We start from the raw sequence: 10,693 nt of genomic DNA, 5'->3' as shown, positions 1-10,693 counted from the left end.
GCCTCGCGATCGCTGATCACTCCGCGGCTGGTGCTGAGGATCGAAATCCCCAGGCCGTTGAGGATCGGCTTGAGCCGCGCCGCGCCGCGATATACGCGCGACCCCGGTTTGCTCACGCGCTTCAGGTGACGGATGACGCGCTCTCCGTTCGGTCCATACTTCAAATCGATGCGGAGCTGAGCAGCCGGTTTGCCGTCGACTTCCTTCCAGTCCCAGATATAACCTTCGCGCTTGAGCACTTCGGCCAAGCCGCGTTTGACCTTGGAAGTGGGCATATCGACGCTGGGCCGCTCGACGCGCACCGCGTTACGGATGCGGGTCAACATATCGGCGATCGGGTCAGTCATCATGTGGTTTTGGTCCCCTTACCAACTCGCCTTCCGCACACCGGGAATCTTGCCTTGATCCGCCAATTGACGAAAGCAGATCCGACAAATTCCGAATTTCCGATAGACGGCCCGCGGCCGCCCGCACAACATGCACCGCCGCTTAAGGCGGGTCGAGAACTTGGGCTTCTTCAGCGCCATCGCTCTCTTCGATTTGCTCGCCATAAAGTTCCTTGTTCTGTGCGTCGCCTTTCCGCCCGCGTCACGCCGCTCCCTTGCTTCCCTTGACTTCCGGCGCCTTGAACGGCATCCCCATTCCGCGCAGCAACTCGCGCGATTCCTCGTCGCTATGACCGGAAACCACGACCGTGATGTTCATGCCCTGAGTTCGCGTGTACTTGTCGGGATTCAATTCGGGAAACACCAGTTGCTCGGAAAGCCCTAGGCTGTAATTCCCGTGGCCATCGAAGCCATTCGGACTGAGCCCGCGAAAGTCGCGCACGCGCGGCAAGGCCAGCGAAATGAGGCGATCGAGGAACTCATACATCCGCGCTCCGCGGAGAGTCACTTTGCAGCCAATCGGCATCCCTTCCCGGAGGCGGAAACCGGCGATCGACTGTCGACTCTTGGTCACCAGCGGCTTTTGCCCGGAAATCTGCGTTAGTGCCGTGACCGCTTCTTCCAGGTATTTCTTTTCGGTGACCGCATCCCCGACGCCCATATTAATGACGATCTTCTCGATCTTGGGGATCGCAAATGGATTCCCGCGACTGAATTTCTGCTGCAGCGCCGGGGCGATTTCGCCACGGTACTTTTCCAAAAGACGCGGGGTCGGCGGCGGGCCCTTTGGCGCCGCGGCTTCTTCGGCTTGTTTTTGTTTCTTGGCCATGATTCGGGAACTGTTTTATCGGCCGACGGCGGAACGTGAATTACCGCTTTTGGCCTCGGTCCGTTGCTTTTACGCCTTGGCAGTGGCCGGCTTTTTCCGGTTCTTTTCGCGCGGCGGGGAAAGCTGTCCTATCTCCTTGCCGCACGTCTTCCGCTTGCACACGCGATGCTTGCTGCCGTCGTCGTGCAACCGGGCGCCCGTGCGAGTCGGCCGGCTGCACGCCGGGCACACGAGCATCACGTTGGAGATCGAAACCGGCATTTCCTTGAACAATCGCCCGCCCCGAGGGTTCTTCTGGCTGCGCCGCACGTGCTTGTAGACCCGATTGACCCCTTCGACGACGATTTTCCGCTCCTCGATCAGCACGCGCAACACTTTCGCTCGCGTCCCCCGATCGAAGCCGGCGATCACTTCCACGATGTCGTTGGCGCGAATGTGCATCAAACCACCTCGCTGGCGAGGCTGACGATTTTCATGAAATTGCGGTCGCGCAGCTCGCGGGCAACCGCGCCGAAAATGCGCGTCCCGCGCGGATTCTGTTCGTTGTCGATCAAGACGACGGCGTTGTTGTCGAATCGGACGTAGCTGCCGTCGGTGCGGCGGGTCGGCTTCTTGCAGCGAACGATCACCGCCTTCACGACGGCCTTCTTCTTGACTTCGCTGCCGGGAATGACGGTTTTGACGCTGCACACGATGACGTCTCCCAGGCCGGCCGTGCGGCGCTTGCTGCCGCCGAGCACCTTGAAGCACATCACTTCCTTCGCGCCGGTGTTGTCGGCCACGGTGAGCCGAGTCTGCATTTGGATCATGGCGATTTCTCTTCCTCCAGCCCGACTTCTTTATCCGATTCCCTCATCCGGGCCGCGGCGCGCATCGCCCCGATATCCACCGCGCGACTCTTCGACACCACGCGCACCAACTCCCACCGCTTCAGCCGCGACCGCGGCGGGCATTCGCGGATTTCCACCGTGTCTCCTTGATGCGACTCGTTTGCTTCGTCATGCACATGGCAAATCGTCTTACGGCGGAGAATCTTACCGTATTTCGCGTGCCGGACGAGGCGCGGAATCTCCACCCGCCTCGTCTTCGTGCCCTTGTCCGAGGTCACCACGCCGATTTCCATTCTCTTGGGCATACTTCACCTATTTCTTCGCGGCAACTGGCTTCGCGGGCGCGGTTTTCGAGGGGGATTGCTTCATTGGTCCCACCTTCGACGGCACTGCCTTCGTGTGCGCTGCCTTCGTCGGCGCTACCTTCGACGGCGCCGTCTTCTGTGTCGCCGCCTTGGCCGGCGCTGGTTTCGCGGGAAGCGACTTGGCAGGCGCCGTCTTGGCCGCCGCTAGACGGCGCTCGTTCAAAATCGTTTGGCAGCGGGCGATCAATCGGCGCTGGCGACGCAGCTCGCTGGGGGCGTCGATCTTTTCAGTCTGAGCTTGAATCCGCAAACGAAACAGATGCTCCGCCGCCTCTTTCCAGGTCAGTCGGATCTGCTCGTCGCTCATCTCACGCAAATCGGCTGTTTTCGCCATCGCTCAACCTCTTCAAACCCTCGCACTTAGCGCATAAACTCCGGTTCGCAAGCGAACCGGCTAACGACACCATGCACTGCCTTCCAACTCACACGATTGCAACCGCCGGCACCCGCTCGCTCGTCTCAAGATTCTCATTTCATGCCGACTGCCATCTGCCAACACTCCGCGTCACCCGCTTCTTCTTCGCAAGAACCTCACTCGCACCGGCATTTTGTGCGCCAAGCGGGCGAAGCAGAGCCGCGCGGCCTCTTCCGCCACGCCGCTGATTTCATACAGCACCGTCCCCTCCTTCACGACCGCTGCCCAAAACTCGGGCTCCCCCTTACCCTTTCCCATCCGGGTTTCGAGTGGAATCGAAGTGATCGGTTTGTGGGGAAACACGCGGACGTAAAGCCGCCCCTCGGTCCGCAGATACTGCTGCGCCGCGACGCGTCCCGCCTCGATCGTCTGAGCGCTCAGCCAGCCCGCTTGCGATGCCTGGAGTCCGTAGTCGCCGAACACCACGCGGTTGCCGCGGGTGGCGTCACCTCTTATACGTCCTCTTTGGCTTTTTCGGTGCTTGACCCGCTTGGGCATCAGCGCCATGGCTCTCGTCCTCGTACATACCTTGATTGATCCAGACCTGCACGCCGATGTTTCCCTGGGCCGTGGCGGCCTCGGTGAAACCGTAATCGATTTTCGCCCGCAACGTCGAAAGCGGCATCGAGCCGGAGATCTGCTTCTCGCGGCGGGCCATTTCCGATCCGCCGAGCCGTCCGGCCAATTGAATCTTGATCCCCTTGGCCCCGGCTTCCATCGAAGTCTCGACCGCCCGCTTCATCGTCCGCCGAAAGCTGGCCCGCTTCGCCAATTGCTCGGCGATATCCTCGGCGACCAATTGGGCGAAAATCTCCGGCCGGGAAATCTCTTCGATCTTGATGTTGATTCGCCGCCCCAACAATTGCTGCAACTCTTCTTGCAGCCGCTCCACTTCCTGCCCCTTGCGCCCGATGATCACGCCGGGGCGGGCCGTGTGCAGCACCACCTTCACTTCGTCGCGCGTCCGCTCGATTTCGACCTTCGGAATCCCCGCGAACTTGTACTTGTCGTGAACGAACTTGCGAATTCGAAAATCTTCGATCAGCAATTCCTTGAATTCCTGCTTCGAGGCATACCAGCGGCTCTTCCAGCCCTCCATGATGCCCACGCGGAACCCGATCGGATTGACTTTCTGGCCCATTGCTTATTCCTACAAGGTGTCCAACGAAACGCGGATGTGGGCCATCCGCTTCTTGATCATAAATGCCATGCCGCGGGCCCGCGGCTGAATTCGCTTGAGCATCGGGCCGCCGTCGACGCGAGCATCGACCACGACCAGATTGCTGATGCTTCCCGCCCGCTGATCCTCCGCGTTGCCCAGCGCGCTCTTAAGCACTTTTTCCAAGAGCCGCGCCCCGCGGTGCGGCAAATACTTCAAAATCTCGAGCGCCTCGTCGGCGAACTTGCCGCGAATCAAATCGGCCATCGGCCGCACCTTGCGGGCGCTGATCCGAGCGAAGCGATAGGTTGCCGTATATGCCATGATCCATCCCCTCCGCCAACCAAGTCGTCTTTTGTCCTTCGTCCTTTGCCCTTCGTACTTATTTTGCCGGCGCCGCAGCCTTCGACTTGCCGCCGTGGCCACGGAACGTGCGCGTTGGAGCGAACTCGCCCAGCTTGTGGCCGACCATGTCTTCGGTAACAAACACCTTGATGTGCAGCTTGCCGTTGTGGACAAGGAACGTGTGGCCGACGAACTCCGGGACGATCGTGCAGGCCCGAGCCCAAGTTTTGATCGGCTCGCGGCCGCCGCCGGCAATCATCCGCTCGACTTTGCCGAACAGTTTTGGATCGACGAACGGCCCTTTTTTGAGCGACCTTCCCATACGACAACCGCTTCCCGTTGGTATCCGTTAATAGACTTGTTCGTTCCCGTTAACTGATCTGCTCATTCCCCTTAGTGAATCTTGATCTGCCCATAACGGCGCGAGCGGCGACGGCGGACAATCGCCGAGTTCGAAGGCTTTCGTCGCTTTCGCGTGCCGCCACCCTTGGCGCTCTTGCCCGTCGGGCTGACCGGATGCCGGCCACCCTTTGTCCGCCCTTCGCCACCGCCATGGGGGTGGTCGATCGGGTTCATCGCCGTGCCGCGCACGTGCGGTCGCCAGCCGAGCCAACGAGTCCGCCCCGCTTTGCCGAGATTGATGTTCATGTGGTCGGCGTTGCCGATGGTGCCGATTGTCGCCCGGCAGGCCGCCGGAATGCGGCGAATTTCCCCGCTGGGGAGCGTCAACTGCGCCCAATCGGCCTCGCGAGCGACGAGCGTCGCGCCGGAGCCGGCCGAACGGCAAAGCCGGCCGCCGCACCCGGGCTGCAACTCGATACTGTGGACGGTCATCCCCAGCGGCACATTCCGCAGAGGCATGCAATTGCCGACCGACGGAGGCGAATCGGGACCGCTCATTAGCTCAGCCCCTTCCTTCAATCCGTCCGGGGCGAGAATGTAGCGCTTTTCGCCATCGACATAGTGCAACAGCGCGATGCGGGCGCTGCGATTCGGGTCGTACTGGATCGAATCAACCTTTGCCGGCACCCCGTCCTTGTTGCGGCGGAAGTCGATCAGCCGATACCGTCGTTTGTGGCCGCCGCCGCGATGCCGGGCCGTGATGACCCCCTGATTGTTCCGCCCGCCGCTCATCCGCTTGCGGACGGTGAGATCCTTGACCGGCTTTGCGCCGGCGGTCAATTCAGCGAAATCGCTGACACTCGCCCCGCGGCGGCCCGGAGTGGTCGGTTTGTAACGGCGAAGTCCCATAGAATGCACTTAAAAGAAGTTGATGCGGTGTTCGGGATCGAGCGTGACAATCGCTTTCTTCCAATCTTTGGTCCGTCCGAAGCGAAACCGGCTGCGGCGCGGCTTGCCGCGGCGGTTCTGCACGTGCACTCGGCGGACTTTGACGTTAAACAATTCCTCGACCGCTCGGCGCACATCGGCCTTCGTCGCCAAAGTGTTCACCTCGAACGAGTAGGCGTTATGCCGCGTCGAGCGATGGACCCCCTTCTCCGTCACCAACGGACGCAGCACGATCTGGTGCGGCGCCAAAAGTGGCGGAGCTTCCAGCGTTTCGGTGGCTTCCGTTTCGGTGGCCATGATCAATCAATCCTGCGCCGTCGTCGCGCGTCTCTCGGTTCCGTGTCTTTCGTTTCCGCGGCTAGTCCTTTGGCGCCGCGCTTGCCGTTGGATTTCACTTGTTCCTTGAATTTGTCGAGCGCGGCGCGAGTGATCAATAGCCGCCGCGGCGCGAGCAACGTCCAGGCATTCAATTCTGCGACCGGCGATACCTCGACGCGCGCGATGTTTCGGGCCGACTTGTACACGTTCGCGTCGTGGCCGACCGTGGCGACCAAGAGCGTCTCCCCCTGCCACTTGAGCGCCGACAGGATGGCGGCCATGTCGCGGGTTTTGGGCGTGTCGAACTTCAAGTCGTCGATCACGGTGACTTGCGAATCTCGGATCTTCGAGGCCAGCGCCATCCGCGTGGCCAATTGCAGCGCCTTGCGCGGTAGCCGATAGGTCCAATCGCGCGGCATTTTGTGAAAGATATGCCCGCCGCCGCGGCGAATTCCGCTACGCCGCGAGCCGGCCCGAGCGTTGCCGGTCCCCTTCTGGCGATACATCTTCTTGGTCGTGCCGGCCACCATCCCGCGGCTCTTCGTCTGTGCCGTCCCCAGCCGCTGATTCGACTGGTACATCACCACCACGTCGTGCAGCAACTGCTTGCTGATTCGCGGAGCGAGTTCCACCGGATCGATGTCGTACTGGCCGACTTCTTTTCCGGTTCGATCGTAAATGGTCAGGCTGGACATGGCATCAGGTACGAAGGACTAAGTACGAAGTACAAAAACGCTATCGTTAGCCGCGGCACTCGTGCCGCGCTTATTCTGATTTACAGAATGTTCGTTTCTCGGATGATCAAATAGCCGCCATTGGGACCCGGAACCGCGCCGCGGACGAGCAGCAAGTTGTTTTCGAGATCGACGCGGACCACCTTGAGATTTCGAGAGGTTTTCCGCTCATTTCCCATCCGCCCGGCCATTCGCTTTCCCTTGAACACGCGGGCGGGGAAGGTGTTCATGCTCGTGCCGCCGCCGTGACGATGCACCTTCTTCACGCCGTGCGTGGCACGCTGCCCCTTGAAGTTGTGTCGCCGCATCACCCCGGCCGTGCCGCGCCCCTTGCTCGTGCCGGTGACATCGACGGACTCGACCTTCTCGAACAGATCGACCTTGAGTTCTTGCCCGACCGTGACGGAAGGCTCCGCGCCGTCGGCGCCGCGAAATTCGCGGACGAACCGCTTCGGCTCGCAATTGGCCTTGGGCAGAAGTGCGACCCCCGATTTCGCCCGCTTGCTATTATCCAGCCGGGCGACCTGGCCGCGTTGGCTGCGCGTGGCGAGGCGGCGGGGTTTGTCGCGAAAGCCGAGTTGGACCGCGCTGTAACCGTCCCGATCCGCCGTGCGAAGCTGCAGCACGTGGCAGGGCCCGGCCTCGATGACCGTCACCGGAATCACCGTTCCGGCTTCGTCGAATATCTGAGTCATCCCGACCTTGCGGCCGAGTAGTCCAATCGCCATCGTCGTATTTCCCTGCTCACGCTCGCCGGCGGGAGATCGGAGACGAGTTCGCCCCGATTTACCCGTTCAGCTTCCGTTGCATAGAGGTTCCGAAAAATTGTCGTTTATTGAAAAATGCGCCCGCCGAATTCCGACCAACATCTTGGAGTTCAGGCTTTAGCCTGCGAATAGCAGCCTAAAGGCTGAACTCCAACTATTAATGCCGCCCGCTGGCCTTGATCTTGATGTCCACGCCCGCTGGCAGGCTCAGTTTATTCAATGCCTCGATTGTTTTGGCGGTCGCCTGCACGATGTCGATCAGCCGCTTGTGCGTGCGAATCTCAAACTGCTGGCGGGCTTTTTTGTCCACGTGCGGGCTCGAGAGCACCGTATATCGCTCGATCCGGGTCGGCAACGGGATCGGTCCATGGACCTCCGAGTTGGTCCGCTTGGCCGTATCCACGATCTCCGCCGCGCTTTGGTCCAAGACCGAGTGATCGTAGGCCTCCATCCGAATTCGAATCATCTCGTGCGAGTGGCCGGCCACAGTCTTCTCCCGCCGAGCGTTGCCGGCGTCCCCCTGCCAATAAAAACCGCCGTCAAATGCGGGTTATTTCGATGCTGGAATACAAGTTCCCATGTTGGAAACCAGTGATCTTAAGGAGTTTAGAGAGGGGTGTCAACCGCCAAAGCTGGCGATTTTCCATCGCGAAAGATGTCCCCGTACACCAACCCGACGCGCCAGCGAGGGAAGCAGACGGCAGTCCCAAACTAGCGCACCGGGTTAGTGTTTGCCGAACGCGGCCCAAGCTACCGGGACGTCCGGCGGAGCAAGTCGTCGGGCAATTGGCGCTCGACGGCGCGGCCATAGTCGTCGAGTGTTCGCCGCTGGCCAATCGTGTGCCAGGCAGCCACTTCTCGCAACTCCGGCATGATCTCCAACAACTGTTCGACCAACATCGTCACCAATCGCTTGAGCGAGTTGCTATGCGCCTTCTCCATGATGGCCGCCGTCGTCTTCATTACTTTGACCAATCTGGCCCTGTCGAGCACCGGCGGCGAGAGGGGCGCGTCGCTATCGACGAGCAATTCCGCCACCGGCACCTCCAGGATCCTCTGCCAGGCGTAAAGCACGCTCAGCGGCAAATCGGCCGACTCCTGCTCTTGCTCGCATACCGCCGCCACTTCGACTCCCAATCGCCGGGCGACATTGCGTTGCGAGATCCCTTGTTGCTTGCGAACCGCACTCAATCGATGCAGCGGCCGTTGCGGGCAGCCGATTTCGGAATCTGCCGCCACCCGCTTCTCCCTTCCGCTGGTTTCCTCACCAGTCTTCCCCACTGAATCCTGGGCCGCATCCAGGGCGGCCGGATTCCAATCCGCGATGCTCATAGTAGTAGTTCCTCAGGCACATCGCCGAACGGCGAACGAATGAAAAGCGCGACGGCGCGCCTATACGTGAGCGCGCTCGCCATGGCCGCGCGAGGTCTGTCCACCATCGCGCGGCATCGCGTGCCTCTTCTCATTCCGAGGAACTTATCCAGCTCGATAGCGCCGCCCGACTTGCGATGGCGCGTAACGAGCCCACCTCAAGAAACCGGAACCAAGAAAAAAGAAATACGAGAGAGCCGAAACAAAACCCAATGATGTAAATCTCTATGCCCGGCTGACACCCGCTTGCCTTGCCGCACGAGAACCCGTCGGCAAGTCCCTGGCCCGAATGTCCGACCGCATCCCCCGTCACAGGCCTCCCGCCCGCGAAAACCCCAAACGCGAATGGCTCAAGGTCTGCACGCATCATAATCAACCCCGCAGAGCGAATCAAGTATCGGCAACTGCAATTGCGGAGCCGACCGGCCCACCACGTGGAACGACACACGCGCGACCGTGGCAATTGAGGCATTCAAGCGCTACACTATTCCCCGGTAGCGCCGCAATTAACCGATCGCGTTGCGGTGCCGGCACTGCCAACAAGCCATCAGCCCAATTGAGTTGCTGGCGCATTCAGCATTGCTGGCAGCAAGCTGATGGCGCGTGAATCATCGCCCGACAGACCCACTCCGGCGGGAATGAACCGATTCGAGCGACATCGCGGTCGGTCATTTCAAAACTCGGTGCTTGATCGCATGTCAAAAACGACCTAGACCCTAACGGATCTATGCGGCAATCCGGGAGACGATGTTTTCGCCGAGCAAGTCACGATCGATTCGGCGGAACTCGGCCTCTCCGATTGCCGCCTCGCGAAACGGACGCTGCGCGGCGGCTTGCGCGACGGCGTCGAGCTGCTGACGATTGATAACGGTCGTTTGCGCATCGCGCTTTTGCCCCAGCGGGGAATGGGCGTCTGGAAAGTTTGGCACGGAGATTGGCAAATCGGTTGGAACTCGCCGGTCCGCGGGCCGGTGCACCCGAAATTCGTCTCGCTTGGCGAGCCGAGTGGACTTGGGTGGCTCGACGGTTTCGACGAATTGCTCTGCCGGTGCGGGCTATTCAGCAACGGAGCGCCCGATTTCGATTCGCGCGGCTCACTCGTTCACCCGCTGCATGGCCGAATCGCCAATCAACCGGCGCATCGACTCGTCGTCGAATCCGATCGCGACGCGGGAGAGATTCGCGTCACCGGCGTCGTGGACGAATGCCGGTTTCACTTTCAGAAACTGCGGCTTACGTCGACGCTGCGCATCCGGGTCGGCGAGCCGCGATTCGAGGTGGTTGACGAAGTAACGAATCTTTCCGGCAGCCCTGGCGAAATGCAATTGCTCTACCACATCAATTTCGGGCCCCCGCTACTCGAGCCCGGATCGCGGATCGTCGCACCGATCAAGCAACTAGTGCCGCGCGACTCACATTCGGCGCTCGGAGCGAGCCATTGGAGCCGTTTCGGCGAACCGCAAGTTGCCGCTATGGAAGAAGTATTCTTCTGCCAGCTTCTGGCCGATTCGATTGAACGCAGCGAGGTCTTGCTCGCAAGCGCCGCGGGCGAGCACGGCATCAGCCTCCAATTCCACAGTCGCGAACTTCCCTGCTTCAGTCTCTGGAAGAACTACCCGCCGCTGGCCGATGGCTACGTGACGGGCCTCGAGCCGGCGACGAACTTTCCGAACCCCAGATCGTTCGAGAATTCGCAAGGCCGCGTGCGCAAAATGGCCGCCGGTGAAACCGCCCGCTTCGAGATCGCCCTGGAAGTTCACGATTCCGCCGCAGCCGTCGCACAGGCCGAGCAGCGCATCACCAAAATGCAAGCCGCCGCCACACCGAAAATCTACGAATCGCCGCTACCGGGCTGGACCCCCACGGGATGAAGTCTTTGGAACG

At 60.9% G+C, this 10,693-nt stretch carries 19 protein-coding genes; 1 reads left to right on the top strand and 18 read right to left on the bottom strand.

Annotation, left to right across the window (positions count from 1 at the left end; translation table 11 throughout):
• The 18 genes from rpsH to VGY55_08855 all read right to left on the bottom strand — a co-directional run.
• A partial coding sequence (gene rpsH, locus VGY55_08940; GenBank protein HEV2970104.1) for a 30S ribosomal protein S8 occupies positions 1 to 350 on the bottom strand: 350 nt, incomplete at its 3' end.
• Positions 351 to 365: 15 nt separating this feature from the next.
• Positions 366 to 551: a type Z 30S ribosomal protein S14 gene (locus tag VGY55_08935; protein ID HEV2970103.1), complete on the bottom strand. Its 186-nt coding sequence runs from the start codon at positions 549 to 551 to the stop codon at positions 366 to 368.
• Between the two features lie 37 nt (positions 552 to 588).
• On the bottom strand, positions 589 to 1,215 hold the full coding sequence (rplE, locus tag VGY55_08930; protein ID HEV2970102.1) for a 50S ribosomal protein L5: 627 nt from the start codon (positions 1,213 to 1,215) through the stop codon (positions 589 to 591).
• 69 nt (positions 1,216 to 1,284) lie between these two features.
• Positions 1,285 to 1,656: a 50S ribosomal protein L24 gene (gene rplX / locus VGY55_08925; protein HEV2970101.1), complete on the bottom strand. Its 372-nt coding sequence runs from the start codon at positions 1,654 to 1,656 to the stop codon at positions 1,285 to 1,287.
• Positions 1,656 to 2,024 carry a 50S ribosomal protein L14 gene (rplN, locus tag VGY55_08920; protein HEV2970100.1) on the bottom strand — a complete coding sequence of 123 codons (369 nt, stop codon included), beginning with the start codon at positions 2,022 to 2,024 and terminating at the stop codon, positions 1,656 to 1,658. The genes rplX and rplN overlap by 1 nt, the downstream gene beginning before the upstream one ends.
• A complete protein-coding gene (rpsQ, locus tag VGY55_08915; protein HEV2970099.1) occupies positions 2,021 to 2,350 on the bottom strand; it encodes a 30S ribosomal protein S17 in 330 nt (109 codons plus the stop codon). Before rpsQ ends, rplN begins: the two co-directional genes overlap by 4 nt.
• A gap of 7 nt (positions 2,351 to 2,357) precedes the next feature.
• Positions 2,358 to 2,744 (bottom strand): 50S ribosomal protein L29, encoded by a 387-nt coding sequence (rpmC, locus tag VGY55_08910; protein HEV2970098.1) that lies wholly within the window; start codon positions 2,742 to 2,744, stop codon positions 2,358 to 2,360.
• Between the two features lie 171 nt (positions 2,745 to 2,915).
• Positions 2,916 to 3,323 (bottom strand): 50S ribosomal protein L16, encoded by a 408-nt coding sequence (gene rplP, locus VGY55_08905; protein HEV2970097.1) that lies wholly within the window; start codon positions 3,321 to 3,323, stop codon positions 2,916 to 2,918.
• Positions 3,271 to 3,966, bottom strand: a complete 696-nt coding sequence (gene rpsC, locus VGY55_08900; protein HEV2970096.1) for a 30S ribosomal protein S3 — start codon at positions 3,964 to 3,966, stop codon at positions 3,271 to 3,273. Before rpsC ends, rplP begins: the two co-directional genes overlap by 53 nt.
• 9 nt (positions 3,967 to 3,975) lie before the next feature.
• Entirely contained in the window at positions 3,976 to 4,308 is a 333-nt protein-coding gene (gene rplV / locus VGY55_08895; GenBank protein HEV2970095.1) for a 50S ribosomal protein L22, read from the bottom strand.
• Between the two features lie 58 nt (positions 4,309 to 4,366).
• Positions 4,367 to 4,651 carry a 30S ribosomal protein S19 gene (rpsS, locus tag VGY55_08890; GenBank protein ID HEV2970094.1) on the bottom strand — a complete coding sequence of 95 codons (285 nt, stop codon included), beginning with the start codon at positions 4,649 to 4,651 and terminating at the stop codon, positions 4,367 to 4,369.
• A 71-nt stretch (positions 4,652 to 4,722) separates the two neighbouring features.
• A complete protein-coding gene (rplB, locus tag VGY55_08885; protein HEV2970093.1) occupies positions 4,723 to 5,580 on the bottom strand; it encodes a 50S ribosomal protein L2 in 858 nt (285 codons plus the stop codon).
• 9 nt (positions 5,581 to 5,589) lie between these two features.
• Complete coding sequence (gene rplW, locus VGY55_08880; protein ID HEV2970092.1) at positions 5,590 to 5,916, bottom strand: 50S ribosomal protein L23; 327 nt, start codon at positions 5,914 to 5,916, stop codon at positions 5,590 to 5,592.
• 2 nt (positions 5,917 to 5,918) lie between these two features.
• A complete protein-coding gene (gene rplD, locus VGY55_08875; GenBank protein ID HEV2970091.1) occupies positions 5,919 to 6,632 on the bottom strand; it encodes a 50S ribosomal protein L4 in 714 nt (237 codons plus the stop codon).
• An 80-nt stretch (positions 6,633 to 6,712) separates the two neighbouring features.
• Positions 6,713 to 7,399, bottom strand: coding sequence for a 50S ribosomal protein L3 (gene rplC, locus VGY55_08870; protein HEV2970090.1), 687 nt, complete (start codon positions 7,397 to 7,399; stop codon positions 6,713 to 6,715).
• Positions 7,400 to 7,595: 196 nt separating this feature from the next.
• Positions 7,596 to 7,904, bottom strand: coding sequence for a 30S ribosomal protein S10 (gene rpsJ, locus VGY55_08865; GenBank protein HEV2970089.1), 309 nt, complete (start codon positions 7,902 to 7,904; stop codon positions 7,596 to 7,598).
• Between the two features lie 284 nt (positions 7,905 to 8,188).
• Positions 8,189 to 8,770 carry a hypothetical protein gene (locus tag VGY55_08860; protein ID HEV2970088.1) on the bottom strand — a complete coding sequence of 194 codons (582 nt, stop codon included), beginning with the start codon at positions 8,768 to 8,770 and terminating at the stop codon, positions 8,189 to 8,191.
• Between the two features lie 764 nt (positions 8,771 to 9,534).
• On the bottom strand, positions 9,535 to 9,738 hold the full coding sequence (locus VGY55_08855; GenBank protein HEV2970087.1) for a hypothetical protein: 204 nt from the start codon (positions 9,736 to 9,738) through the stop codon (positions 9,535 to 9,537).
• Between VGY55_08855 and VGY55_08850 the strand changes: the two genes are divergently transcribed.
• The gene (locus VGY55_08850; GenBank protein HEV2970086.1) at positions 9,643 to 10,680 is read left to right on the top strand and encodes an aldose 1-epimerase family protein; all 1,038 of its coding nucleotides are present in this window, start codon (positions 9,643 to 9,645) and stop codon (positions 10,678 to 10,680) included. The two genes, VGY55_08855 and VGY55_08850, sit on opposite strands and share 96 nt — an antisense overlap.
• Positions 10,681 to 10,693: the final 13 nt, after the last annotated feature.

This window comes from Pirellulales bacterium (assembly GCA_035939775.1).
Classification (GTDB): domain Bacteria; phylum Planctomycetota; class Planctomycetia; order Pirellulales; family DATAWG01; genus DASZFO01.
This window is presented reverse-complemented; position numbering and strand designations above follow the sequence as displayed.